At 65.4% G+C, this 24,733-nt stretch carries 22 protein-coding genes, 1 tRNA gene and 1 pseudogene; 14 read left to right on the forward strand and 10 right to left on the reverse strand.

The features are described from left to right. Positions 1-187 precede the first annotated feature (187 nt). The 7 genes from ACFQ50_RS14710 to ACFQ50_RS14740 all read right to left on the reverse strand — a co-directional run bounded on the left by ACFQ50_RS14710 (position 188) and on the right by ACFQ50_RS14740 (position 9,990). Positions 188-1,516, reverse strand: a complete 1,329-nt coding sequence (locus ACFQ50_RS14710) for an MFS transporter (RefSeq protein ID WP_377996290.1) — start codon at positions 1,514-1,516, stop codon at positions 188-190. 382 nt (positions 1,517-1,898) lie between these two features. After that, the gene (locus tag ACFQ50_RS14715) at positions 1,899-3,308 is read right to left on the reverse strand and encodes a hypothetical protein (protein WP_377996292.1); all 1,410 of its coding nucleotides are present in this window, start codon (positions 3,306-3,308) and stop codon (positions 1,899-1,901) included. An 8-nt stretch (positions 3,309-3,316) separates the two neighbouring features. Further along, positions 3,317-4,588, reverse strand: a complete 1,272-nt coding sequence (locus tag ACFQ50_RS14720) for a lipopolysaccharide biosynthesis protein (RefSeq protein ID WP_377996293.1) — start codon at positions 4,586-4,588, stop codon at positions 3,317-3,319. Positions 4,589-4,599: 11 nt separating this feature from the next. Next, entirely contained in the window at positions 4,600-5,412 is an 813-nt protein-coding gene (locus ACFQ50_RS14725) for a glycosyltransferase (RefSeq protein WP_377996294.1), read from the reverse strand. A 10-nt stretch (positions 5,413-5,422) separates the two neighbouring features. Continuing rightward, positions 5,423-6,514 (reverse strand): hypothetical protein, encoded by a 1,092-nt coding sequence (locus ACFQ50_RS14730; protein WP_377996295.1) that lies wholly within the window; start codon positions 6,512-6,514, stop codon positions 5,423-5,425. Positions 6,515-6,595: 81 nt separating this feature from the next. After that, positions 6,596-8,689 (reverse strand): Ig-like domain-containing protein, encoded by a 2,094-nt coding sequence (locus ACFQ50_RS14735; RefSeq protein ID WP_377996296.1) that lies wholly within the window; start codon positions 8,687-8,689, stop codon positions 6,596-6,598. 389 nt (positions 8,690-9,078) lie between these two features. Then, positions 9,079-9,990 (reverse strand): LysR substrate-binding domain-containing protein, encoded by a 912-nt coding sequence (locus tag ACFQ50_RS14740; protein WP_377996298.1) that lies wholly within the window; start codon positions 9,988-9,990, stop codon positions 9,079-9,081. Between the two features lie 207 nt (positions 9,991-10,197). On the opposite strand from ACFQ50_RS14740, the gene ACFQ50_RS14745 reads away from it, so the two are divergent. The 6 genes from ACFQ50_RS14745 to ACFQ50_RS14770 are packed head-to-tail and all read left to right on the forward strand — an operon-like array spanning position 10,198 to position 15,272. After that, on the forward strand, positions 10,198-10,986 hold the full coding sequence (locus tag ACFQ50_RS14745; RefSeq protein WP_377996299.1) for an amino acid ABC transporter ATP-binding protein: 789 nt from the start codon (positions 10,198-10,200) through the stop codon (positions 10,984-10,986). 5 nt (positions 10,987-10,991) lie between these two features. Then, on the forward strand, positions 10,992-11,627 hold the full coding sequence (locus tag ACFQ50_RS14750; protein ID WP_377996300.1) for an amino acid ABC transporter permease: 636 nt from the start codon (positions 10,992-10,994) through the stop codon (positions 11,625-11,627). Beyond that, entirely contained in the window at positions 11,627-12,280 is a 654-nt protein-coding gene (locus ACFQ50_RS14755; RefSeq protein WP_377996301.1) for an amino acid ABC transporter permease, read from the forward strand. The genes ACFQ50_RS14750 and ACFQ50_RS14755 overlap by 1 nt, the downstream gene beginning before the upstream one ends. A gap of 45 nt (positions 12,281-12,325) precedes the next feature. Further along, positions 12,326-13,198, forward strand: a complete 873-nt coding sequence (locus tag ACFQ50_RS14760; RefSeq protein ID WP_377996302.1) for a substrate-binding periplasmic protein — start codon at positions 12,326-12,328, stop codon at positions 13,196-13,198. A gap of 35 nt (positions 13,199-13,233) precedes the next feature. Continuing rightward, entirely contained in the window at positions 13,234-13,971 is a 738-nt protein-coding gene (locus ACFQ50_RS14765) for an SDR family NAD(P)-dependent oxidoreductase (RefSeq protein WP_377996303.1), read from the forward strand. Continuing rightward, the gene (locus tag ACFQ50_RS14770; protein ID WP_377996304.1) at positions 13,968-15,272 is read left to right on the forward strand and encodes a flavin-containing monooxygenase; all 1,305 of its coding nucleotides are present in this window, start codon (positions 13,968-13,970) and stop codon (positions 15,270-15,272) included. Before ACFQ50_RS14765 ends, ACFQ50_RS14770 begins: the two co-directional genes overlap by 4 nt. Before the next feature lie 74 nt (positions 15,273-15,346). On the opposite strand, the gene ACFQ50_RS14775 is transcribed toward ACFQ50_RS14770, so the two are convergent. After that, positions 15,347-16,285, reverse strand: a complete 939-nt coding sequence (locus ACFQ50_RS14775; protein ID WP_377996305.1) for a LysR family transcriptional regulator — start codon at positions 16,283-16,285, stop codon at positions 15,347-15,349. A gap of 138 nt (positions 16,286-16,423) precedes the next feature. Between ACFQ50_RS14775 and ACFQ50_RS14780 the strand changes: the two genes are divergently transcribed. From ACFQ50_RS14780 to ACFQ50_RS14805, 6 genes and pseudogenes are all read left to right on the forward strand, one after another. Further along, the gene (locus ACFQ50_RS14780) at positions 16,424-17,803 is read left to right on the forward strand and encodes an MFS transporter (protein WP_377996306.1); all 1,380 of its coding nucleotides are present in this window, start codon (positions 16,424-16,426) and stop codon (positions 17,801-17,803) included. Positions 17,804-17,823: 20 nt separating this feature from the next. Beyond that, positions 17,824-18,543: an SDR family NAD(P)-dependent oxidoreductase gene (locus ACFQ50_RS14785; RefSeq protein ID WP_377996307.1), complete on the forward strand. Its 720-nt coding sequence runs from the start codon at positions 17,824-17,826 to the stop codon at positions 18,541-18,543. Between the two features lie 36 nt (positions 18,544-18,579). Continuing rightward, a complete protein-coding gene (locus ACFQ50_RS14790; RefSeq protein ID WP_377996308.1) occupies positions 18,580-19,878 on the forward strand; it encodes a flavin-containing monooxygenase in 1,299 nt (432 codons plus the stop codon). Between the two features lie 198 nt (positions 19,879-20,076). Continuing rightward, positions 20,077-20,259: pseudogene (locus tag ACFQ50_RS14795) on the forward strand (acetolactate synthase); the annotation flags it as partial. A gap of 26 nt (positions 20,260-20,285) precedes the next feature. Beyond that, complete coding sequence (locus tag ACFQ50_RS14800; protein ID WP_377996309.1) at positions 20,286-20,438, forward strand: hypothetical protein; 153 nt, start codon at positions 20,286-20,288, stop codon at positions 20,436-20,438. 47 nt (positions 20,439-20,485) lie between these two features. After that, a complete protein-coding gene (locus ACFQ50_RS14805) occupies positions 20,486-20,815 on the forward strand; it encodes a pyrroline-5-carboxylate reductase family protein (RefSeq protein ID WP_377996311.1) in 330 nt (109 codons plus the stop codon). A 101-nt stretch (positions 20,816-20,916) separates the two neighbouring features. Here ACFQ50_RS14805 and ACFQ50_RS14810 read toward each other — a convergent pair. Beyond that, a tRNA-Thr gene (locus tag ACFQ50_RS14810) sits at positions 20,917-20,990 on the reverse strand. 160 nt (positions 20,991-21,150) lie between these two features. Further along, positions 21,151-22,041, reverse strand: coding sequence for a DsbA family protein (locus tag ACFQ50_RS14815; RefSeq protein ID WP_377996312.1), 891 nt, complete (start codon positions 22,039-22,041; stop codon positions 21,151-21,153). Positions 22,042-22,322: 281 nt separating this feature from the next. Here ACFQ50_RS14815 and ACFQ50_RS14820 point away from each other — a divergent pair, with 281 nt between their 5' ends. Beyond that, a complete protein-coding gene (locus ACFQ50_RS14820) occupies positions 22,323-23,735 on the forward strand; it encodes a trehalose-6-phosphate synthase (protein ID WP_377996320.1) in 1,413 nt (470 codons plus the stop codon). Next, positions 23,725-24,555, forward strand: a complete 831-nt coding sequence (gene otsB, locus ACFQ50_RS14825) for a trehalose-phosphatase (protein WP_377996313.1) — start codon at positions 23,725-23,727, stop codon at positions 24,553-24,555. Before ACFQ50_RS14820 ends, otsB begins: the two co-directional genes overlap by 11 nt. The last annotated feature ends 178 nt before the right edge of the window (positions 24,556-24,733 follow it).

The raw sequence follows: 24,733 nt of genomic DNA on the forward strand, positions 1-24,733 counted from the left end.
AGATACATCATTGTATGATTAATGCAATAGCTTTTTTGCGAATGCGCGGAACTGCTACGGAAGACCAGGAGAGATGACCGCCACCGCGGCATGTCCGGCCGGCCTCACCACAACGACGCCGGCCGGCCACCTCACAAGGTGACCGGCCGGCGTCGTTCTTGATTCACATAGGGGACGGACGCCGCCGCTAGTGTGCGTACCCGGCAGCTGCTTCGGTGAGCGACTTGCCCTTGGTCTCCGGAGCGAGCCACTGGGAAAGCGCAGCGCCGGCCAGGGCGACAAAGGCGGCGATCAGCATGGTTGGGCCGGGCCCGAGGTTCTCCATCGACAGAGGCATGAGGAACGTGCCGATGCCCGCCCCGACCCGGCTGACAGCGGCAGCGAAACCGGTCCCGATCCCGCGGATCTCGGTGGGGAGCACTTCCCCCGGGTAGACATTCGTCAACGTGTTGTACCCGGCATTGAAGAAGGAGAAGACCAGGAAGAGGACGAGCACGGCGGGTGCCGGCGCTCCGGCCCACAGGCCGATGACCGCGAGGACGACGGCGCACAGCCACTGCGTGGGAACGGTCAATACCCGGCGCCCGGCCTTGTCGATCAGCAGGAACGTGATGACCACCCCGGCCAGGGCGACGGCGGAGAGCCCGACGCCGCCGGCCAGGCCGCCGGCGAGGCCATACTGGTCCAGGACACTGTCGGCGAAAGTGGCGATCGCAAAGTACGGTGTCACAGCGCAGAACCAGAAGCCCGAGATGAACAGCGTGGAGCGCCAGTACTCCCTGGAGAACAGCATCCCGAAACTGCCCTTGCGGACGTCCTCATGCTGGACGTCGTCGAGAGCGTCCTCCGGCATGTACCTGTAGGCGAGGGCACGGGCTTCGTCCTTGCGGCCCACACTCCAGAGCCAGCGTGGTGACTCCGGCATGCCGAGCCGGGCCAGGAACAGGGCCACTGCAATGAACGTGCTCGTTCCGAGGATGAAGTGCCAGCTGAGGTCGGTGAATTCAGTGAGCAGATGGCCGATCAGGAACGCGATCATGAACCCGGCATACCAGGCGATGCCCATGGCACCCATCAGCCGGCCGCGCAAATGCGTAGGCGAGAACTCGGCCATCAGCGGCCAGCCGACGGCGTACTCGGTACCGATCGCAATGCCCATCAGCAGCCGCACCACGAGCAGCCATGCCGGCGAGTCGATGAAGAATTGCATGCCTGACGCCACCGCGAACAGTGCGATATCGAACATGAAGATTGGCTTTCGGCCCCACTTATCGGATATCCAGCCGCCCACGGGTGAACCGACCAGGATACCGATCAGGGCGGCTGCGGCGATGAGGCCCTGCCACAGCGCCGTGAGCTGCAGGTCCTTGGCCATCGTCCCGCTTACCGGGCCGATGATGCCAAGGACGTACCCGTCCAGAAACATCCCCCCGATCAGGACCGTGACCATCCTGATGAGGAAGCGTCGCTTGCTGGCTGATGAGGCCAGGCCCTGTTGGGCTGTTGGATTCTTCATGGATGACATCGTCGTCACTCCTGCGGGTTGGGGATGAAAGTGTGGTTTTGGTCTTATTCTCAGGCGGGTTTGCCGGTTGGTGAAGCTGTGGGGCGGTGCACCAGGGGAGCCGTGTGTGGCTCAAGTCACACACTAAAGATACATCATTGTATGATTAATGCAATAACTTTATTCGCGCCGGGCTGACCACAACGACGCCGGCCGGCCACCCCGCAAGGTGACCGGCCGACGTCGTGCTTCTCTTAGCTCCTGGAGCCCCCGAGTTTTTGTCCAGATATGGGGCCCTATGGCCCTCGAAAGTCGCGACAAATGGACAAAAACTCCGCGCGAGTTGCATGGGTGCGGGCACCCGCGCCGACCCCCGCACCGACACCTGCGCGACTCAGCCGCCGTCCGGACGCCAATACCGCAGCCCGCCGCTGGTGGCCCCGTCGCGGGCGACGTCGACCATGACGTACGGGAACGCCCGACGGTCCGACTGGTCAGGTCCGCGACCGCGGACATCCGAAGACCATGTGCCGGTGTTGGCGTACCGGGTGGGGCACGCCTCAAGTGCCGCCTCGAGGGCACGATGGGTGTGGCCCGAGACGTACCAGGCCACCCCGGAATCGTGCGCCTCCAGGGTGCGCGCGACCCGGCCCGCTGCAGCAGGAGGCTCCTCGCGGGCGATTCTCCGCCCGGCTGCCGCGAGCAGCATGCGGGTTGCGGCGACCGGGAGCGCCGACACCGTCCGGAACCGGGAGAGGTGCGCCAGGTCGCGAACGGCCACCTCGTCGAGCGCGAGCCGCAGTGACTCGGCCTGCAACAGCTGGAAGTACGCGAGCTTCCGGACGCGGCGTTCCGCCCGTTCGGACGCCAGACAGGCCCGGGCAAGGTCCCCGACACGGCTCAGGCGCGACCTGGACGGATCGGCGTTCCAGGCGGCGAGCGGTGGCAGGTCCAACCCGTCGGTGCCGTTGACGGCCACCCGGAGCACCTCGGGTATCCGATGCAGCGCGTGGTGCTGGTGCCCGTGCTCGGCCACGAGCACGTGGGGCACGTGGAGGAACCACGGATACACCCGGACCCGCGCCGGCTCGACGGGTGACAACAGCGCCGACAGGCGGGCGGCAACCGACGGCCGGGCCAGCTCCGCGTCGTGGTTGCCGCACACGAAGTGCAGCTGCACGCCACGCGCCGCACACGCCTGGAGCGCCCAGAACGTGTCAGGGTGGCGGGTCAGGATGGACTCGAGCCGGGCCAGGCTTTCGTCCTCGGCGAACCCGACCAGCTCAAACGTGTCACCGACGAAGGCGACGTGCTGCTGCGGACCGGAGGCGGCGAGCACCTCGCGGCACAGGAACTGGGGCAGCACGCTGCCGGGGCACCTGGGGTCGTCGTCCGACATGCCCAGGTGGAGGTCGCTGACGAGCCACCACTGCCCTGCGCGTTCCACGCCAGCAGTCCCGGAACGCGTGGAAGGAAGAGTCGCAGCTACACCGTCCACGAGCCAGGGAGCCTCTGTAATGTGGGCTATCCGGTGACTGGTGCGGCTCATCGGACCTCGGAGGGCGAGGAAACCTGGCCAGCTAAAGTGCCCCTCGATGTCGGGGCCGATCCCCTGGGTGCGCGAGAGCGCGTCGATGCCCAGATCACGGAACGCGAGCTGATCCCGCGGTACGTCCGTCGCGAAGGCTCCGGCCCCGAAGAGCACGAGCACAAGTACGACGGCGAGCCACATCGCGACCGGCCACACGTAACGGGGGTTCCAGCGCCCCTCGCTGCGGCCGGTTCCATCAAGCGTGCTGGTCATCGCGTGTCCTAGGTGAGGCGCCGGAGGACGGCGACCAGCCGGAGCCCGACTATCGCGGCCCCGATGGAGAGCACCACCAACCACGCAAGGGCCATGGCGCTTGCGCCCCTGTCGGTGGCGGACAGAGCTGAGGCGCAGAGGGCGGTACCGAGCGTCACGCCGAACACGATCGCCTCCGTGTAGCGGCCGCGGGCACGGCAGACGGCGTTGTAGGCCTGCAGCACCGCGTACGGCACCAGTCCGGCCGCCAACCAACGCAGGGCGCCGGCGGATGAGTCGGCGTACCGTTCCCCCAGCAGACTGAGCAGCGGGTGAGCGAAGATGACGAGTACGGCGGCAGCCAGGCCTCCTACGGTGAGGGACCAACGGAGACTCGACCAGGTGGTCGACACCAGGCGGTCCGCGTCGCGGACACCCTCGGAGAACTGGACGATGCCCATCAGCACCGGAGCCGTGTAGGCTGCCCAAGCCATCATCCATGCGGGATACCAGTAGGCAGCGGCCTCCGGCGCCACCGTGTGCGCGAGCAGGAGCGGCAGCACCAACCCGGGGGCGCGCTCGGTGAGGGTGAGGAGTTGGTGCGGAATGCCCAGCGCCAGCAGTGGACGGCCACGCATCGAGCGCAAGGATGGTCGCGGCCGGTAGCCGACCAGTCTTCGCAGCTGGACCGCGCCGACGACGCATGCCACGGCGGTCCCGAGGGTCCAGCAGGCCATCAGAATGTCGGCGGAGGCGCCGTGCGCCTGCCAGGCCACGAGCGCTGCCGCTGCGAGAGAGACCCCGCCGCCCAGCGCGTACCTCAAGGTTGCGCTGGAACCGCGTCCCAGCGCCACGAGGGCCTGGTCCAGCACAATCACCAGGGTGCCGGCCACGGCAGCCACCAGGAACGTGAGCCAGAAGAGAACCGATGCCGAGGCCGTGTCCGGCGCCACGGCAGACTGCAGCACGAGGTAGCCGAGGGCCAGCCCTGTTGCTGCTACCCCCACGATGGCGAACGCCGCGTCCAGCACCCGCGCGGGCGGCTCCCCCCGCCCCACCGACACGATCACGGCAGACCCGGCGCCCAGCACCGCGAGCTGCGTGCAGATCATTACCGCCGAGACCGCAGCCGTGGTGAGCCCGACCTCACGGTCGGACGTCGCGCGCGCGGCCACGATCCAGAAGGCGAAACCAGCGCCCGTCTGAGCAGCCTTGGCCACAACCAGGCCGAGCGAGCTGCGCAGGGCGGAGTGCCGGACAATCGAGGCGTCCGTGACAGCGGTCCCCCGCCTAACCCTCACGCCCCTGGCCATCACGACGCGAGGCCCCTTGTCAGGCCCACGTAGTTGTACCAGCAGAAGGCGACGTAGTAGCGCAGCCACCGGGGCTGGCCCGCGGCGAGGCTCAAGGCGCTGCCCCGGACCGCCGCAGCGGCGGGCAGCAGCGCCAACCTCGCACCGCGCCAGCCGTGCTTGCGGACCATCCGCCCCAGTCCCGTTCCGTCCATGAGAAACTGGTCCAGCGCGAAGTCGAAGCCGTCTGCGGCGAAACGATGTTCGACGACGACACGGCGTGACACTCCTGTTCGCAGCCCGGACTCCCGCATCCGCCAACGCAACTCGATGTCCTCCCCCGATTTGAACGAGTCGTCGAAACCCACGCCCAGCATCAGGTCCCGGTCGACGACAGTCGCCACGAGCCCGAACCAGTTGCGGCTGCGGCCGGTCCGATGGTGATGTGCCAGCGCCTGCCCCCAGTATCCCGGTCCACCGACACTTTCCAGCCCGGCCTGCAGGGCGTCATAGCCGCCTTCGACCAGCTCCGTGAGCAAATCGGCGACCCCCGTGGGCCCGAACACGACGTCGGTGTCGACGAGCAGGACCCAGCGGGTACTGCTGTTCCGCACACCGAGCGTTCGGGCCCATGGCAGGCCGCGGCCCTCGTCACTTACGACCCGGGCACCGGCCGCGAGGGCGAGGTCGACGGTGCGGTCGGTGGAGCACCCGTCCACCAGGATGATCTCGGCGACACCCGACTGACGCAGGGCCTCCAGACAGCGCGGGAGCATGCGCTCCGCGTTGCGTGCCGGAACGACGGCGGTGACATCGGCAGTGCTGTGACCCACTGTGTCCTCCTCACGCCTGCTCGTCGAGGAAGGACGGCAACAGCTGCTCGAGATGTTGGACAATGTCGTCCGACGCCTCGTCCGCCGAGTATGCAGAAGGCACCTGCAGCAGGTGGCAGGGCCGTCCGTCGAGCGCCTTGTTCAGCACGACCCCCTTCGCATCGAAGTGCTCGCGCCACGGGACGACGGACGTGGCAGCCAGGCCGGTCACCACCTGCTGCGAGAAGCCCGCCATCTCGATGTGGAAGTTGCCGAGCATGCGGTCGACCATCCACTCGCTCGTCCGCTCGACGATCCGGGACCGGGCGCCCTCGAAGCGCTCGATGTAGACGGCGGCCGCGAGCGGGGCCGAAGTCGTCACTTCCCGGCCCGGGAACGCGGTCCCCGGCCTGACCATGCGGTGCTCCGGCGACCATCGCCGGGCGATGTCCGCGAGGCGCGGATAACGGATGACGTACGGGTGCACCACCGTGGTAAGACGACCGACGCTCTGCGAGAGCCGGGACGGGACGAGGGGCTTCCGGACACCTTCGAACAGGTGCGGGTAGATGGCCCGGTGGTGCGGCTTGATGAACATCGGCTTCGCGTAGCCGAGCAGCGTGGCGTCCTCGGCGAGGAAGGCCCAGTCGTCGCCCATGAACGACCACCCCTCGCGCCGCATCAGCTTGGCGACGGTGCTCGTCTTGCCGGTCCCCCCGGCGGCGGGAAGCGCGATCGCGTGACCCCGGTACGCCATCGTTGCCGCGTGAATCATGGCGGCTCCGCGACCCACCATGGCGGAATCGAGAACAGGGACCACGGTGGTCAACAGCTCGCCAGGCCCATGAATGCGCCACTGCTCTGCGTCCCTCACTACCTGGACCCGATCGGCTTGGAAACGCACGCTGTTGCCCGTGTACGCGAGCTCGTGCTCGAGCAGACCCGCATCCGGCATCGGCTCCGGCCGGTCATCGACGACGATATCGGCCGGCCGTTCAGTGTCGCTGGCGAAGCACGCCAACATAGTCTGCAGCTGGGTCGCTGCCGGCGCCTTTGCGTCAACGCGGATCGTGACGCGGCCATGGATGTCGAAGTGCAGTGCATTGGTCTGCCTGGTGCGCATGGTCGTCCCCTGTCTGGGTGGTGTCGGGCTGATGGTGTTGCCGGTGTGGACGGTGCCGGCCGAGCCGACACCGTCCGCCTACTAGTTCAGGGTGAGCACGAGCTTGGGTGCGGCAGTGCTGCCGACCTCCCTTGAGCTGAGGTCCAGGCCGTCGCTGCTGCTGGAGTCCATACCAAGGGAAAGCTGTTGTCCGAGCTCACCGGTCAGGCCGGTGACTGTCAGCGGCACGCTGTAGTTGGTATTGGTCGTTGTCGGACCGAGCGTGCCAATGGTGGTGGTGCCGAGTGCCGGTCGGTTGCTGAAGGTGATCCCACCTTCGGTCCAGGTGTCGCTAGCGACCACTTTGACCCTCTGCGTACCCGTCGATCCGCTCCCGGCGCTACGCAGCTGCAACGTCGCACTCTCCAGTGTCCTGCCCGCGTACGCCGACAGGTCGAACTTCAGGTAGGTGACCTCCACCGGGCTGTTGTCCACGCCAAGCAGTGTGCTCGCACCAAAGTTCGTTGCCGCCGCCCCGTTCGACACATAACTGTCGGCGGTGGCCGTGAGCGTGACGGTCTGCGAGGTGCCTCCGCCTGCGGCAGCCGTGGTGAAGGTCCACGTCCTGTTCGACGCCAATGCGTTGCCGGCAACATCCTTTACCCCAGTGGAGCCGCCCCTGATCGTAGCCGTGTACGTCCTGCCAGCTGCCAGATCCGCGCCGGGGTTCACCGTCGCAGTCCTGTCCGTGCTGTTGTACGTCACAACGGCCGGCACCGTCGCCGCTCCGTCAGTCAACGTGAACGTGCTCGACGTGACCGTCGACGCATTCATCGCCTCCGAGAACGTCCCGGTCACATCCGCCGTCACCGACACACCAGGTGCACCAGCGGCCGGAGACGTGCCCGTCACCGTCGGAGCCGTCGTATCACCACCGGGACCGCTGCTGGGGTCGTAGGAGTGCCAGTACCGGCTCGTGGCGTTCACATCGGCGAGCAGCAGCAGACCGCTGTTGGCCGTGCCCCGCGCCGCACTGTTGAGGTTCTGCTTCGTCGACGTCACGTTGTGCACGTACTGGTCGGCATCCACGATGCGGGCGGTCTTCGCGGTGGTGAAGTTGATGCTGTTCAGCGGCGTGGACTTCTCGTAGATCGCGCCTCCCGAGCTTGTGCAGACACCAGCGTTCGTCGTGCCGCTCGGCTTCGGATAGGTAGCGAAGGTACGCAGCCTTTGCGTGCTCTCATCAATCAGGACGATCACCCGGTTCGGGCACTCCGACACAGTCGCGATCGTGTGCGACGACCACGTCGTACCGTCGAATGCCAACAGCTGGATCAGCGGCTCAGAGGCCGACGTGAATGACGTCTTAGTAGCGGCGAAAACCCGGGAATTCGAGGAGTCCAGCCACTTCAGGTTCATATGGTCATCACCGGTGCGCGGCCCCTTCACCACCGCCACAGGAGTGGTCCAGGCGGTGTTCGCCGCTCCATCGACGCGGGAGCTCCAGTACATGCCGTCGGTGGCATCACCGACCTGCCGGCTCCACATCAGACCGATCTTGCCGGGCCCGAACGCGATCAGAGCCGAATTGTCGTCTACAGACACGCTGCCCAACGACGAAGGATGCGGGAACGGGGTACCCCATGTCGTGCCGTCCGTGCCAGTGACGTTCAGATAGATCCGGTTGTCCTGCTGCCAGGTGGCCCACACCCGGCCACTGGAGTCCTTGTCGATGGACATGGTCTCAACTTTGTGGTTGTGGATGTTTCTGGAACTTAGCAGCGAGTAGGTCTTCGTATTCGAGTTGTAGCTGTAACGCCGCATCGTCGTCGGGAAGTTCGGCTCTGCCGGCAAGCCGTCGTTGACGAACCGATAGCTCGCCACATACAACGTTGTCCCGTCCCACAGCACGTCATGATGGGTGTTCGCCCGTGTCTCCGTCGCTACACCCGTATTAGCCCACGAATTCGTCGCCGCATTGAACCGGAAGATGTGAAAATCCGAGCTACCGGTGTCCCACAGGTTCCCCCACCAGATCCCGTCGTTGAACCACAGCGCATTTGTCTGCCGCTTCGTTCCCGTCGGCGTCCCTGTCCCCACGTGTGATGCAGCGTCAACACCAACATCACCCGGAGCCGCCGTCGCCGTCACCGGCACCACCAGGACACCCAGCGCAAGCAACAGCGCTGCCAGCAACGCAGGGAGCCCCGGATTCCGTGACGCGCGCAGGCGAAGACCAGCTGAGCGATCACCCCCCTGCCTTAGGCCGGGCCAGGATGTCCTGCGACCTCTACCACTCCCGCCCGTGGGAGGGAATGCAGGGTCCAGTAACATTGCTCCCGGGAGTTGAACGTCGGCCTGTATAGGGATGCTCACTAGCCTCACCACTTTTTGGAGTTGTCTGCCTATGCCAGACCAGAGCAACCCTCCAAGTCGGCTTCGAATAATCGAAGCGCCTGCCGCCGTGGTCCTGGCAACTTGCGTGCACTCCCCCTCGGAACATGTTCTGGTGAACAACTTGTAAAAAGCTTGGCGTTTCCTGAACGAGCCCCAGTTTTGGGGGTCCAGCATCCTTGGGGTGAGAGCTAGGACGGCTGGTACTCCCGGTGCAGCATGCGCATGTGTTCCTCGGCCAGCTTGATCATGGCCTGCGTCGCCGGGGAAAGACTGGCCGGGTCCCGGCTGATGATCGCAAAGGTTTCGATCAGGGGCGGGTCGAGGCTGACCCAATTGAGTTTCTTGGTGTAGCCGAGGGCTTCGGCAACCGGAACGGAAACCACTGCTCCGGCTGTCCCTGCCGCAGCCACTGACAGTGCGGCGGAGCCAGTTTCCACTTCGATATCCGGCGTGAAGGGCATCCCCAGGGTCTGGGCCCGCTCGCTGAGTTGGCGCCGGGTGGGGTCGTTTTGCGCCCACCCGGAATCGGGGAGGACCAGCGGCCGCTGCAGCAGCCCCTCGATGGTGACCGGTTCGGTCAGTGCGGGTTTGGTATGGAAATAGGCCGCTTCGCAGGACCAGAGGACGTCACCGATGGTAAGGCCGCGGGCATCGATCGGCAGTGCCACCACCCCGGCTTCAAGGCGCCCGGATCTGACCTGATCGGCCACCTGCGCTGAGTTCCACCCGACTACCCGCACATGGATGTTCGGATGCTGGGCGCGGAAGGCCGGGACAAGCCCGGACAGGACGTACTGACCGCTATTGAACATCCCGAATGCAACGGTGCCCTCTTCACGGTCGCGAATCCCGGAGACCGAGTGCATCGCCGTTTCGTAGTCGCGTGCCACTTTTCGGGCATGGGGCAGGAAACGCTGGCCGGCTTCCGTCAGCGTGAGCCCCTGCTTGGCACGCGTGAAGAGCGCGACGCCGAGGCCCTGTTCCAATTTTCGGATCTGCTCTGACAGCGTGGGCTGGGAAATACCCAGCTCTTCGGCGGCCTGCGTCAACGATCCGGCAGCTGTCGCCGCCAGGAAGTAGTTGACCTGAAGGATGGTCACGGCGACTCCTTTCCTCGAGTGCTGCCAGTCTATAGGCGGCTTCTTGAAATCGCATAGATAGAGCCTATGGATAGACCTACCGGCTCATGTTTCCCGCTTGTTTAACATCCGGAAATTCTTCGGATGACTCTTGTAATCCAAAGGTGATCCTGATTACATCTTTCTTATCCCAAGATAAAACCTATGGATAGCCGGGAGGCTCATGTCATGGAAACTGCAACAGTGCCCGCCACGTCACCACCCACTTTGGGTGCGGTGCACGTGGCGGGCCTCCACAAGTCCTACGGCAAGCACACCGTCCTTACCGACATAAACCTGCAGATGACCGAAGGAGAGGTCGTCTCAATCATCGGCCCCTCCGGAGCCGGAAAGAGCACCTTCCTTCGGTGCCTGAACTACCTGGAAGTCCCGACGGCGGGAACCATCACCATCGATGGAACAACGGTGGACGCCCACGCGAAACGTCCGGACCGAAGGAGCCTGGACAGGCTACGACGGGTCACAGGAATGGTCTTCCAGGGGTTCAACCTCTTCCCCCACCTGACCGTGATGGAGAACATCACCCTTCCCCAGGTAAAGGTCCTGGGCCGCAGCCGTGAAGAAGCCCGCGCCGTCTCCGAATCCCTGCTTGCCAGGGTGGGCCTGGCAGCCAAGAGCGACCAGCACCCTTCCCGCCTCTCCGGAGGCCAGCAGCAGCGCATCGCCATTGCCCGCGCTCTGGCCCTGACGCCGAAGGTGATGCTGTTTGACGAACCCACTTCTGCCCTGGACCCGGAACTCGGCCTCGAAGTCCTCGCCGTCATGCGCGACCTCGCCGATGAGGGCATGACCATGATCGTTGTTACCCACGAAATGCAGTTCGCCCGCGACGTCTCGGACCGGGTCATGGTCATGGCCGACGGGCAAGTGCTCGAAGTCGGTCCGAGCCAGCAGGTCATGACGGCCCCCGCGCACGAACGGACAAAGAAGTTCCTTCGCGCCGTATTGGACCGGTGACCCCAATGCTCACGCAGATCGCTTCCGGTATCGGCCTGACCGCCTACATCACCCTGGTGTCCCTGGGCATCGGTGGTGTGCTCGCCCTGCCACTGGTCGCCGCCCGCCGCTCCACATGGACACCCCTCCGGGTCGCCGCAACGCTGTACATCGACGTCGTCCGGGCCATTCCGCCCATCACCTGGCTGTTCCTCATGTACTTCGGACTCCCCCAGTACGCCCTCCGGCTGGACTCCGTGTCCGCATCCGTCCTGGGCTTCTCCGTCATCGCTTCGGCCTACATGGCAGAAACCTACCGCTCGGGCCTGCTCGGCATTTCCCGCGGCCAATGGGAAGCGGCCACAGCACTGGGTATGGGCTTCTTCGCCACCACACGCAGCATCATCACCCCGCAGGCCTTCCGGGTGACCCTCCCGGCAGTCGCCGCCTACGCGATCGCGCTGCTCAAGGATTCGGCCCTGGCTTCCACCATCGGAGTCCACGAAATCACCTACCAGGCCAGTGCCGTTTCCCGCGCCACCCACCAGGGCCTCCTTGCCTTTTGCATTGCCGGAGCCCTCTACATCGCCATGAGTGTGCCGCTGGCCTTCGCCGCCCGGCGGGTTGACCGCAGCCTCCGCCAGAAACTCGAGGTGGCCTGATGAGCATTTTTGACCAATGGATCGATTGGCTCCCCGCGCTGACCCCCGGGCTCGGCATCAGCCTCACGCTGACAGGCCTGTGCCTTTTGTTCGGCATGCCCTTTGGCCTGCTGCTGGCACTGGCGATCGAAAGCAGCACCGCTCCCCTGCGCATCGTGGCTCTCGTGCTGGTGGAAATTGGCCGGGGCGCCCCCGCGCTGGTGCTGCTGTACCTGCTGTACTTCGGTCTGCCCGAAAGCGGTGTCACCCTTCCGGCCTTCGCCACAGCCGTGATTTCCCTGTCCTGGACCACCGGCGCCTACTCCAGTGAGCTGTTCCGTTCCGGGATCGCCTCAGTGCCCAGGGGCCAGCGCGAAGCTGCACTGACGTCAGGCCTGCGCGGCTGGACCGGGTTCCGGTACATCATCCTGCCCCAGGCCATCAGGATCTCCACCCCGCCGCTGGCCAGCCTGGCAGTGACGATCTTCCAGACCAGTTCACTCGCCTTCGTCATCGCAGTCCCCGAACTCATGTCCAAGGCCTACGCGCTGGGATCCATCACTTTCCAATACCTCAGCATCTTCTGCCTCACCTCAGTCCTCTATGGCTCCATCACGTTGCTCGCCCTCGCGTTCGTCCGGCTCGGCGAACGCCGCCTCAACCGGTACCTCTAAGCACATCCCCAACCATTTCAGCCCTCCCGACAAGGAAGACCCACAGTGAAAACAACCCCCGCCTGGATCCGCAAAACCGCTCCCCTCAGCCTCAGCGCGGCCGCCGGCCTGCTCGCCCTCGCCCTCTCGGGCTGCAGTCCCACCGCAGGTGCCGCCGTCGACCCCTCCTGTACCCCAAAACACCAGTTCAGCACCATCACCAAAGGCACGCTGACCGTCGCGGCCTATGACTTCGCCCCCCACCTGAAGCTCGAGGGCAACCAGATCACCGGAGTGGAAGGCGATCTCCTCAACGAGATCGCCAAACGGGAATGCCTCACCGTCAGCGTCGAAGCCTCCGGAGGCGCCGGCGCCGCCATCCCCGCAGTCCAGGCGGGGCGCGCCGACCTGGCAGCAAGCGACTGGTGGCGCACCAAGGCAAGGGCAAAGCTCGTGGCCCTCAGCAACCCCGTCTACCTCGACCAGGGCGCCCTGGTATCGGTCGCCGGCTACAAGACGGTCGCAGAGCTCGACGGCAAGAAGATCGGTTCCGTGTCCGGCAACCTCTGGAACGACGAATTTGCGCAGGTCTTTGGCGACAAGTTCGCCGTCTACCAGGATCCGGAAGCCGTCTTCAACGACCTCGCCGCCGGCCGCATCGACGCCGTCATCGACAGCGTCGGAGCCACCACGGCACGCTTCGAATCCAACCCCATCAAGGATGCCAAGATCATCCCGCTTCAGCCCGATCCCCGCATCCCCGTCACGGCTCACCCCGGCCAGCTGAACTGGCCCACCAAGCTGGACAGCCCCGAACTCACCAAAGCCATCAACGAGAACATCGAGGAACTGCGCAAGGACGGAACCATCGCCGGGCTGCTGAAGAAATATGGCATGGATCCCAGCGCCGCTGAAGTCGGCGAACCGAACATGCTCTAAGCCGTTACGCCACTAATCACAAAGGAACAGCCACAATGACTGAGCACAACGAGCGGGTCGCACTTGTCACCGGAGGCGCCCGGGGTCAGGGCGCAGCACACGCAGAAGCCCTCGCCTCATCAGGGCGGCGGGTCGTGATCGCCGACGTCCTGGACGAGGTGGGTGAAAAGACGGCGGCGGCCCTGGCCGAGAAGGGCCACGCCGTTCGTTACATCCACCTTGACGTCACCGATGAAGCGGCCTGGGCGGCCGCCGTCGAAAATATCGAAAAGCACGACGGCGGACTGGACACCTTGGTCAATAACGCCGGCATCATCCGCGTCACCCCGCTGAACGAACTGAACGTTGCCGAGTGGGATCTGATCCACAAGGTGAACACCACCTCGGTGCTGCTCGGAATGAAGGCCGCCTTCCCGGCCATGGCGCGGCGTGGCGGGGGCACCATCATCAACGTCGCCTCCACCGCAGCCCACCGAGGTGCCGAAGCCTACGGCGCATACTCCGCGTCAAAAGCGGCCGTCCTGGCCCTCACCCGCGCCGCCGCCCTGGAATACGCACCCCACAACATCCGGGTAAATTCCATCAGCCCGGGAGGCGTCGAAACGCCCATGAACGGTGACGAGCCCGCCGGCGGCACATCCTCCAGCGCACCGCTGGGCCGCCGCGCCCGGCCCGAGGAAATCTCCCCGCTGGTGGTGTACCTCGCCTCCGAGGCATCATCTTTTGCCACCGGCGCGGACTTCCTCATTGACGGCGGGGTGACGCTGCGATGACCAGGTACTGCGTGATTGGCGCCGGAGCCGCGGGGATTTCGGCCCTCCAGCAGCTGCGCGAGGCAGGCTACGACGTCGACTGTTTCGAAAAGACCGACAGGGTCGGAGGCCACTGGCACACCGACTATGACGCCCTCCACCTGATCACGTCCCGGGACATGACCCATTTCGAGGACTTCCCGATGCCGGCGCACTATCCGCATTTCCCGCGCCGGGACCAGGTCCGGGAGTATTTGGAGTCCTATGCCCGGCACCACGGCCACTACGACATCATCCGGTTCAACACCGCCGTCAACTCGGTGGTGCCGATCCCGGCAGACGGCCCCGCCGGGTCCGCGGGCTGGACGGTGACCCTCGCAACCGGTGAGAGCATCGACTACGACGGTGTCCTCGTGGCCAACGGCCACCTCTGGGACCAGAAAATCCCTGCCTTCCCCGGAACCTTCACCGGACAACAGATCCACTCCGGCTCCTACCGCAACGTCGAGGACATCGAGGGAACCCGGGTGCTGGTGGTCGGCGCCGGGAACTCGGGCTGCGACCTGGCCGTCGACGTTGCCCAGCACAGGCTCGAAGCGGACATCGTCATCCGCGAAGGCACCTACTTCCAGCCGAAGACCTACTTCGGCAAGCCCCGCCAGGAAGTTGCATTCCTGGCCCAGTTCGCCCCGGACGAGCAGGATCTGATCAACCGGCTCCTGGCCCGTGTCTCCATAGGCGAATGGCAGAATTACCCCGGCATGCCCGAACCCAAGCATCGCACCCTCGCGGAGGGCAGCACGGTGGTGAACGACCTGCTGCTGTACTGGATCCACCATGGCCGCGTCGGCATCATGCCCGGCATCGAGGGCTTCGACGGCACAACCGTGCGCTTCACCAACGGCACGTCCAAGAAATACGACACCATACTCTGGGCAACGGGCTTTCACGCCAGCCTGCCGTTCATCGACGAGACCCTCCTGAGCCGCCGCGGCGGGGTCCCGTTGCGGTATGCCGGCGGCATTGTCCCAGCGACCCTGGAAAAGCTGTATCTCATCGGAATGAGCGCCCCGCGCGGTCCGCAAATTCCGGTCTACGGGGTGCAGGCAAAGGCTGCCCTGCAGATGATCGAACTGCACGAAACGGCCGGCAAGGGCGGAGCAGGAATTGCGGCTTACCTCTCGGCCCTGCAGGCCGCCGACGACAGAATCGACATAGTCCGCGCGGTCTGGGAAGAGCAAATGGCAGACACCCGCCGGCTGCTTGCGGCCTACCCGAAAGCGCGGATGGTTCCGGCCCGGGAAAACGTCAACGCGGCATAGGTGAACCCGCAGGCGCCGGCCTGGCCGTCCAGGCCGGGCCGGGCCGGTGCCTCACTGCGCCCAGGGTGAACCGGCTACGAGCCCTTGCGTTCCCGCGGCCTGGTGTTCTGCAGGAGTGAGATGTGCCGATGGGCATGCTTGATAAATTCTCGGGTCGCCGGTGAAATCGAGCCGTTGATCCGTGTGATGAAGGCGAAGTGCTCGTGGAAGGCCGGCTCGAGCGGGACATGCCCGAGTCCGTGCTGCTGAAGCATCGACTTGGCCACATGGTACGAAACCAGGGAATCTCCGACGCCCTGCGCAGCCAACTCCACGGCGTGCGTTTGGAACTCCACCTCGGCGATGGGGTCCAGGGTGACTCCTGCGTGCTGGGCACGCTCGGTCAAGGAAAGCCGAAGCGGGTCCGAATCGGACCACCGCGCCTCGGACAGGATCAGCGGGGCTGTCGCCAGCTTTTCGATCGACATGGGGCCCTGCAGGCGTCCCGGATCGGCGCTGACATAGACCACCTCGTCGCGAAGGACTGGAGGCCCAACCGAGAGGCCCCGGTCATCCACCGGAAGCTGCACGAGTCCGGCTTCCAGTTCACCTGAGCGCACGGCGTCCGCAACCTCCGAAGAGTTCAGGCCCACCACGCGGATTTTGACCAGCGGATACTGTTCGTGGAAGTCACGGATGAGGCCGGTCAGCAGGTACAGGTGCGCGCTGTTGAACGTGCCGAACGACACCGTGCCGCCCTGCAGGGTGCGCACTTCCCGAACCAGGTCAGTCAGGCCATCCACCTCCGCCAGCGCACGCTGCGCGCTGGGCAGCAGCAGCCGCGCTGCTTCCGTGAGCTGCAGCTCCCGGTTGGTGCGGGTGAACAGCTTCACCCCGAGGCTCTGTTCCAGCCGGCGGATCTGCTCGGACAGGCTCGGCTGCGCGATGTGCTCCGCCTCAGCGGCCGCGGACAGGGTCTTGTGCTTCGCGGCGGAGAGAAAGTAGCGGAGCTGCTGGAGCGTGAGATTAGACATAGGCGTTTCCTTGAGGAAGGGTCGTGAATTGAGTCTACACCTCGAGCAAAACTCTCCGTACTGTTGATTTCACTCGCCGGTGACGGCAATCACACCCAGCCGAATCCGGCCTATTTCCACCTGACTTAGGACTACGCCATGACTGCGACAACTGCTGCTCCGTCCGCGCATCTCATAGACGACGGACCACTCACCAGGTATCACCGCCGGCTCATTGCTGCCTGCTCAGGCGGTCCATTCCTGGACGGCTACCTGCTCAGCATCGTGGGCGTGGCCCTGACCGGCGCCAGCGCAGAGCTGGGGCTTGGTTCGGTGGAGCTGGGCCTCGCAGGAGCCGCATCCCTGGTGGGCCTGTTCCTTGGAAGCCTGGTCCTGGGCCCCATCACCGACCGCATCGGCCGGAAGATGATGTACACCGTGGACCTGCTGGCCATGGTGATCGCCTCCGCCGCCTGCCTGTTCATCGATGACGGCTTCCAGCTGATCCTCCTCCGCCTGATTGTGGGCCTGGCCGTCGGCGCCGACTACCCGATTGCCACAGCGCTCCTGACCGAATGGATGCCCAAGAGCCGCCGCGGTGCAATCATCGGCTGGCTCTCCACCATCTGGCTGGTGGGGGCCATCGTCGCCTACCTGGTGGGCTTCCTGCTCTCGAGTGCCTTTGGGCCGGAGGCCTGGCGGTGGATGCTGGCAAGCGGCGCGGTGTTCGGCATCCTTGTGATGCTTCTGCGCTTCGGCGCCCATGAGTCGCCGCGCTGGCTGGTAGCCAAGGGCCGGTTCGAAGAAGCCCGCGAAGCTCTCTCCAAGGCACTCGAACGCGACGTCACCACCGAGGAAGTACGCGCGCTCATCGCCACGGACGAACCCGGGACCACGTCCGGCTTCGGCACGCTGCTCAAGGCCCCCTTCCTGAAGCGGACCCTGTTCTGCGGCCTGACCTGGATGTGCATCGCCCTGCCGCAGTTCGCGCTCTTCACCTACGGACCCATCATCCTGTCCCAATTCGGTCTGGCCCACGGCGGTGCCGAGGAAACCCTCGGCCAGATCGTCCTGAACCTGGGCTTCCTGATCGGCACCCTCCCGGCCCTCCGCTGGGTTGAAACCCTGGGCCGGCGCCCGCTCATGATCTGGACGTTCGTGGCAGCGGCGGTGTTCCTCCTCCCGCTGGGACTCTGGCCGGAAGGCCCCGCCTGGCTCGTCATGGTGTTCTTCTTCCTCTTCACCCTGGCCAGCGGCGCTGGAACCATCCTCGTGTTCATCTACCCCAACGAGCTGTTCCCCACCAGCGTCCGGGCCTCCGCCGTCGGACTCGCAACGGCCATCAGCCGCATCGGTGCCGCCATCGGCACGTACATGGTGCCGCTCTCGCTCAGCGGCCTCGGCACCGGCCCCACCATGATGATCGGCGTCGGCCTGACGATCCTCGGCCTGCTGATCACCATCGCCTGGGCCGAAGAGACCCGCAACAAATCCCTCAGTTCACTCACCACCCAGATCCTGACCACGGTCAAGGGCTAAGAGATCCAAGGAAAGCCACCATGAACAACACATCCCCTCGCGTCGCCCTCGTCACAGGCGCCGGCAGCGGCATGGGCCGGAGCACCGCCGAAGTCTTCCTCAGCGAAGGCTGGCACGTGATCGCCGTCGACGTCACCGCACCCGAATTCAACGGTCATTCCACACGGGTGACCCCGCTGGTGGCCGACGTCCGGGACCGCGCCTCCCTGCAAGCAAAGCTCGACGACGTTCTGCCGGAGTTGGGCGGCTCCATCCACGCCGTCGCCAACATCGCAGGTGTCTACCCGCCGTCGAGCCTGGACACGTACACCGAGGAGCTTTACCGCCTGGTCTTCGACGTCAACGTTCTGGGCGTTCTCAATGTCATGGCAGCCGCAGCGAGGTCCATGCCTGAAGGATCGGCGATGGTGAACTTCGCGTCAGTGGACGGCTACCACGTATCTCCTGGCCAGCTGGTCTATGGAGCGTCCAAGGCCGCCGTCATCATGATCACCAAGGCCACGGCGCTGGAACTGGCCGACCGGAAAATCCGCGTCAACGCGATCGCGCCGGGCTGGGTGGACACCCCCGGAAACCGGGCCACCGGCCGCATGGAAGCCGCCGCGGCTGCGATCCCGGTGGGCCGGGTGGCCCAGCCGGAGGAAATCGCCCGCTGGGCCTGGCTCCTCACCGGCAGTGACGCGGCCGGCTTCATGACCGGCGAAACCGTCACCCTCTCCGGCGGCGACGTCATCCGCTAACTGGTTCCAACCCCTCCTACCTGAACGGACAACACCATGACCCGCTACTGCGTCATCGGTGCCGGCGCCGCCGGCATCTCAGCCCTCCAGCAACTGCGCCAGGCAGGCTACGACGTCGACTGCTTCGAAAAGAGCAGCCGCGTCGGCGGCCACTGGCACACCGACTACGAGGCGCTGCACCTCATCACGTCCCGCGAAATGACCCATTTCGAGGACTTCCCCATGCCGGCGCACTACCCGCACTTCCCCCGCCGGGACCAGGTCCGCGACTATATCGAGTCCTACGCCCGCAAGCACGGCCACTTCGACATCATTCAGTTCAACACCGAGGTCCTGTCCGTCACCCCTGTTCCCACCGACGGCACCACCGGCTCAGCCGGCTGGACGGTCACCACATCCAACGGCTCTGAAACGTACGACGGCGTCATCGTCGCCAATGGCCACCTCTGGGACAAGAAAGTCCCCCAGTTCCCGGGCGAATTCACCGGAAAGCAGCTCCACTCCAGCGAGTACAACAACGTCAGGGACGTCGACGGCAGCCGGGTGCTGGTGGTGGGCAACGGCAACTCCGGCTGCGACCTTGCCGTGGACGTGGCCCAGCACCGTCTGGAGGCGGACATCGTGATCCGTGACGGCGTCTACTTCCAGCCCAAAACCTACTTCGGCAAGCCGCGCCAGGAAGTCCAGTTCCTCGCCGGCTTCCGCCCCGACGAGCAGGATCTTATCAACCGGCTCCTGGCCCGTGTCTCCATCGGCGAGTGGAACAACTATCCAAGCATGCCTGAGCCCAGGCACCACACCCTGGCCGAGGGCAGCACGGTGGTCAACGATCTCCTGCTCTACTGGGTGCACCACGGCCGCGTTGGCATCGTCCCGGGCATTGAGCGCTTCGAAGGCAAGACCGTCCACTTCACCGATGGCACGGCCCGCGAGTACGACACCATCCTTTGGGCGACCGGCTTCCACTCGAGCCTGCCGTTCCTTGACAGCACCCTGGTCCCGCGCAGGAAAGGCGCTCCGGTCCGGTACGGCGCCGGAATCGTTCCCGAGGGCCTGGAGAAGCTCTACTACGTGGGCATGATCGCTCCGCGCGGCCCGCAGATTCCCATCTACGGCATGCAGGCCAAGCTCGTGGCCAGGATGATCGGCCTCCACACCCGTGCCGGCGGGAACGGGGCCAGCATCGGCACCTACATCTCCGGACTGCAGGAGCCCGAGGACCGGATCGACATCGTCCGCGACATCTGGCTCGACCAGATGAAGGACACCGAACGCCTCCTGCACGCCTTCGAGGCCGCCCAGTCCGCCCCCGTTCCGGCGACCTCGAACGCCTAAGCCGCGGACCGCCGTCGTACGTCTTCCCACCCAACCAGACACAGAAGGAGTTCCCTGATCACCATGGCAGCGCAGCTGACGAGAGCTTCCTCGATGTCCTGGACGGGCTGCACGGCTCGCCGATCCAGACCGTCGTCTGCCGCCACGAAGGCGGAGCCGCCTATATGGCAGGATTCGACGCCGATGGTGCTGTTCGTGGGCCTCCAACTCCGCAACCCGGATTTCGCCATGATGGCACGCGCCTTCGGCGGGTTCGGCATCCGCGTCCACGAGGACGTGGATGTCCCCGCAGCACTGGCAGCCGCCTTCGACGCCATCGAGCATGACAACGTTTTCGCCCTGATCCATCTCGTCGTGGAACAGCGCGTCAAGGCCTACTAACGCTTTCCAACCCAAGGAGTCACGTCATGAAATCCCGCACCGCCCTGCTGGACCGCAAGCCCGTATTGGATGCGTGTTCTCCCCCGCGAATCGGTTCCCTGCCCGCCATCAACGCATTACCGTTGGGTCCGGACTGCGACGACGATTGCCCCTTCTGCCAGGGCCCCGAAACCGACTGACCGGTTCCTTGACGATGGGTTCTCGTCCAGGAAGCGGAGCCGCAGCAATGGAATTGGCAGTCGAACGCATCGTGACGGTCTTCCGGGAAACCGGGACCGCCTACACATTTCAGCTGGCAGAGGCCATGGCAGCCGCTGGCGTCGGACTGGGGCTGGAGCCTGAAACTGCCGTGCTTGTGGCCAGGGAAACTGTGGCCGGTGCAGGTTTCCTGCTCGCCGAGGACGGCGCAAACCCGGCCGCCCTCCGCAGCGAGATGGCCAGCCGGGGCACCATGACGGAACGCGCCATTGCAGTCTTCGACGAGCTTGGCCTTCTGTCGCTGGTGGCAGCGGGCCTACGCTCGGCCGTCGAGCAGGAAGCGACGCAGCGCGGGTAACGTTCAGACGCTGCGCCAAGCAGGCATCCGGTGAGTCGCCAGCCGGAAAGTCGAAAGGCCCTCACCTTAGGTAGTAAAACCGCAGGTCAGGGCCTTGCAAGAGCCCCCTGTCGGATTCGAACCGACGACCCCCGCTTTACAAGAGCGGTGCTCTGGCCAACTGAGCTAAGGAGGCGTGCCCGTCAGGGCTGGCGCCGCTATGGCGCTAGATAAGGTTAGCCCAAGGACCGCCCGCCCGTAAAAACGGACGCCCGGCAAGAAACGAGCCGACGGTGAAACGAACAGCGGCCCGGCCCCGGAAAAATCCGGAGACCGGGCCACTGCCCAAAAAACGCTTAGGCCTTGGCCTTGATGGCGGCGTCGACGAAGGCCGGGAATTCGGTCTGCGCGCTGTCGCCCTTGCCCCACTGCTTGCCGTCTACGAGGACCGTCGGGGTGCCGGTCACGCCAATGGCTGCGGCTTCCTGGGTGGTGTACTTGACCCACGGGCGGTATGTCTTGTTCTCGACGCAGGAGCTGATGTCCTTTGCGCCGGTGTCCGTGGCCAGCTTCTTCAGTTCGTCGTCGGAGAGCCCGGCACTGCCTTCAGCAGGCTGCTTGTCGAAAAGTGCGTTCACGAAGTCCGAGTACTTCTCCGGGGATTCGTTCACCACGCAGGCGGCGGCGTTGGCTGCGCGGGAGGAGTAATTGGTGGAGGAGCGGCTGTCCAGGAAGCCCAGGGCACGGTACTCCACGGTGATCTTGCCTTCGTCGCGGAGCTTCGTCAGGGTCTCGTTGTACGTCGCCTCAAAGTTCTTGCAGACGGGGCAGATGAAGTCGATATAAAGGACCACCTTGACGGGCTTGCCCTTTTCGGCTTCCGCGCCCGGCGCCGTGACGGTCGCAGGCGCCGAGGCTGCCGGCGACGGAATGTCCGCGACGTTCACGTTGGCGGCGGCGGACTTTGCCACCTCGGTGCCCTTGAGCAGCGTGATGCCGCCGTGGACGTTGCCGTTGGCCGGGGTGGGACCCTGGTCCGCGACCGGCGCGTTGTTCTTAAGGCTGGTGGTCACCACCAGCGCGACGACGGCGAGGATGGCCACGACGGCCACCACGATGCCCCAGCCAATGAGCAGTTTGTTCCGCTTGTCCTTTTTAAGCTTCGCCTCCCGGATTTCGCGGGCTTTCTCGCGGGCCTCGGCTGTGCGTTCTGCTTTGGACTGGCGGGGTTCGTTTGCGGGGCTCATTAGTTCCTCGTGTCGTACGGACAGGTGCGGGCCACCAGGGGCAACTCCCCCAGTTTAGGGGAGAACCCTGGAGCTTGCGCTTTCAAGTATTCGTGTCAGCCTGCCCAACGGACGAATGGCCCGTAAGATTCCGGCCCGATAGGGTTGATGGAAGTCACAAGCAACCTTAGGGAGCCCCAATGTACGGAGCCGTAAGCGACAAATCCGACACAAAAACGGAAAGCTCGGCCCTGCCCGGCGGCAGCTCGGACGCCACCAAGGATGCCACCAAATACGACTTCATGGTGGTCTCCAACCGCCTGCCGGTGGACCGCTGCGCACCCGGCGAGCCCGGCGACGACGGCTCCGGCTGGCGGCGCTCGCCCGGCGGTCTGGTCACCGCCCTTGCTCCGATGATGACCCGGACGGACGGCGCCTGGGTGGGCTGGCACGGTGCCGCCGATGAGACGGTCGAGCCGTTCAGCCACGGAGGCATGGACCTTGTCCCGGTGCAGCTCAGCAGCGATGACGTTGAGCTGTATTACGAAGGCTTCTCCAACGCAACACTGTGGCCCCTGTACCACGATGTCATCGCTCCGCCCGACTTTCACCGGACCTGGTGGGACGCGTACCGCAGGGTGAACAGAAGGTTCGCCGACGCCGTCGTCCGTACTGCCGATGAGGGCGCAACCGTCTGGGTGCAGGACTACCAGCTCCAGCTGGTGCCGCGCATGCTGCGCCAGGCGCGGCCGGACCTGAAGATCGGGTTCTTCAACCACATCCCGTTCCCACCACCGGAAATCTTTGCCCAGCTTCCCTGGCGACAGGCCATCATCGACGGGCTGCTGGGGGCCGATCTGGTGGGCTTCCAGCGCAGCAGCGACGCCGGCAACTTCATGCGTTCGGCCCGGCGCTTCCTCGGCGCCAGCGTCAAGCAGCAGCAGGTCCACGTCAAGGACTCCGACGGCGAGCACACGCACATCGCGCGGGCCCAGGCCTTCCCCATTTCCATCGACGTCCAGCACATCTCTGAACTGGCCCGGAAGCCCGAGATCATCGAACGCTCCCGCCAGATCCGGCAGGACCTCGGCAATCCCAAGACCATCCTCCTGGGCGTGGACCGGCTGGACTATACGAAGGGCATCGGCCACCGCCTCAAGGCTTACGAAGAGCTCCTGAAGGAGGGAAAGCTCAAGGTGGGCGACGCGACGCTGATCCAGGTTGCCAGCCCCAGCCGCGAGCGCGTTGAGCAGTACCGGCTCCTGCGTGAAGAGGTCGAAGGCACCGTGGGCCACATCAACGGCACCTACGACACGATCGAAAACACGGCGGTCCGCTACCTGCACCACAGCTATCCCGTCGAGGAGATGGTGGCGCTGTACCTGGCAGCGGACGTCATGCTGGTCACCGCCCTGCGCGACGGCATGAACCTCGTGGCCAAGGAATACGTCACAGCCCGCACCAACAACGACGGCGCGCTGGTGCTCAGCGAATTCGCCGGCGCCGCGGACCAGCTCAAGCAGGCGCTGCTGATGAACCCGCACGATATCGACGGCCTCAAGGACGCCGTGATGCGGGCCGTCAACATGGCCCCCAAGGAGGCCGCGCGGCGCATGCGCTCCATGCGCAAGCAGATCCTGGACCACGACGTCGACCACTGGTCGGCCGACTTCCTGAACGCTCTCCACGAGAAGGTGGTCCGCGATGACTCCTGAAGCAGAGCACATCGATGAGGCCGGCAGCACCCGGCTGACGCTGCCACCCGAGCTGCTGGAGGCCGTGCGCCGCATCGCCGGCACGGAGCACCTGCTGGTGGCCATGGACTTTGACGGCACCATCTCACCCATCGTTGACCGCGCCGGGGACGCGCGCCCGCTCCCCCGCTCGGCTGCCGCCTTCGCCGAACTGACCGCACTGCCGCGTACGACGACGGCACTCATCTCCGGGCGGGCCCTGGACAGTTTGCGCGCGGTCGCCTCCCCTCCGGAGGAGACCCTGCTGATCGGAAGCCACGGCGCCGAGGCGTGGCTGGGTCCGGGCTCGGCGCCGTTGACCCTGGACCCCGAGCAGCTGTCACTCCTTGAGGAGGTCAGGGGCATCCTGACCGAGATCGCGGAACTGGCTCCCGGGACCGTGCTGGAGGAAAAGCCTGCCGGCGTTGTGCTGCACACGCGGCTGGCGGCGGACGACGTTGCAGAGGATGCCGTCGCGGCCGCCCGCGCCGCGCTTCAGAACCGGCCAGGCGTCTACCTCAAGAACGGCAAGCGCGTCCTGGAAACGTCCGTGGTGCACGCGTCCAAGGGCGAGGGCGTCGATTTCCTCCGCCAGGCCACCGGAGCCACCGGGGTGCTCTTCGCCGGCGACGACACCACCGACGAGGATGCCCTGGCCCGCCTCGCTCAGGACGACGTGGGAGTGAAGGTGGGCCTCGACTTCACCCAGGCGCAATTCCGGGTGGAGGCACCTGTCCACATCGCCGAACTCCTTGAGGCGCTGCTGCGGGAACGCCGTAAGGCCCTCGCGGCCGCCTCCTGACGCCGCACACAGGCACCCTTGTGGGGCATCTCATATGTGACGTCCGTAACATTTTGTCCGATTCGCGATAAATCTGACATACTCTTCTTTGTGATGTGGCGCACAGGAACCGTGCGGCGTCACTCGATGCTCCTCGGCCCCTGCCGGGGAGTCATCATGTAGGGCACAACTGAATTAC

Source organism: Arthrobacter sp. NPDC056493, from assembly GCF_042795115.1.
In the GTDB taxonomy this organism is placed as follows: domain Bacteria; phylum Actinomycetota; class Actinomycetes; order Actinomycetales; family Micrococcaceae; genus Arthrobacter.

Bases quoted from the DNA above. Each gene is read 5' to 3' on its own strand.
- ACFQ50_RS14805 (WP_377996311.1), top strand. From the start codon at position 20,486: ATGGAATTGGCAGTCGAACGCATCGTGACGGTCTTCCGGGAAACCGGG.
- ACFQ50_RS14790 (WP_377996308.1), top strand. From the start codon at position 18,580: ATGACCCGCTACTGCGTCATCGGTGCCGGCGCCGCCGGCATCTCAGCC.
- ACFQ50_RS14710 (WP_377996290.1), bottom strand. From the start codon at position 1,516: ATGAAGAATCCAACAGCCCAACAGGGCCTGGCCTCATCAGCCAGCAAG.
- ACFQ50_RS14755 (WP_377996301.1), top strand. From the start codon at position 11,627: ATGAGCATTTTTGACCAATGGATCGATTGGCTCCCCGCGCTGACCCCC.
- ACFQ50_RS14770 (WP_377996304.1), top strand. From the start codon at position 13,968: ATGACCAGGTACTGCGTGATTGGCGCCGGAGCCGCGGGGATTTCGGCC.
- ACFQ50_RS14730 (WP_377996295.1), bottom strand. From the start codon at position 6,514: ATGCGCACCAGGCAGACCAATGCACTGCACTTCGACATCCATGGCCGC.
- ACFQ50_RS14750 (WP_377996300.1), top strand. From the start codon at position 10,992: ATGCTCACGCAGATCGCTTCCGGTATCGGCCTGACCGCCTACATCACC.
- ACFQ50_RS14715 (WP_377996292.1), bottom strand. From the start codon at position 3,308: ATGACCAGCACGCTTGATGGAACCGGCCGCAGCGAGGGGCGCTGGAAC.
- ACFQ50_RS14820 (WP_377996320.1), top strand. From the start codon at position 22,323: ATGGTGGTCTCCAACCGCCTGCCGGTGGACCGCTGCGCACCCGGCGAG.
- ACFQ50_RS14785 (WP_377996307.1), top strand. From the start codon at position 17,824: ATGAACAACACATCCCCTCGCGTCGCCCTCGTCACAGGCGCCGGCAGC.
- ACFQ50_RS14745 (WP_377996299.1), top strand. From the start codon at position 10,198: ATGGAAACTGCAACAGTGCCCGCCACGTCACCACCCACTTTGGGTGCG.
- ACFQ50_RS14775 (WP_377996305.1), bottom strand. From the start codon at position 16,285: ATGTCTAATCTCACGCTCCAGCAGCTCCGCTACTTTCTCTCCGCCGCG.
- ACFQ50_RS14780 (WP_377996306.1), top strand. From the start codon at position 16,424: ATGACTGCGACAACTGCTGCTCCGTCCGCGCATCTCATAGACGACGGA.
- ACFQ50_RS14815 (WP_377996312.1), bottom strand. From the start codon at position 22,041: ATGAGCCCCGCAAACGAACCCCGCCAGTCCAAAGCAGAACGCACAGCC.
- ACFQ50_RS14800 (WP_377996309.1), top strand. From the start codon at position 20,286: ATGAAATCCCGCACCGCCCTGCTGGACCGCAAGCCCGTATTGGATGCG.
- otsB (WP_377996313.1), top strand. From the start codon at position 23,725: ATGACTCCTGAAGCAGAGCACATCGATGAGGCCGGCAGCACCCGGCTG.
- ACFQ50_RS14765 (WP_377996303.1), top strand. From the start codon at position 13,234: ATGACTGAGCACAACGAGCGGGTCGCACTTGTCACCGGAGGCGCCCGG.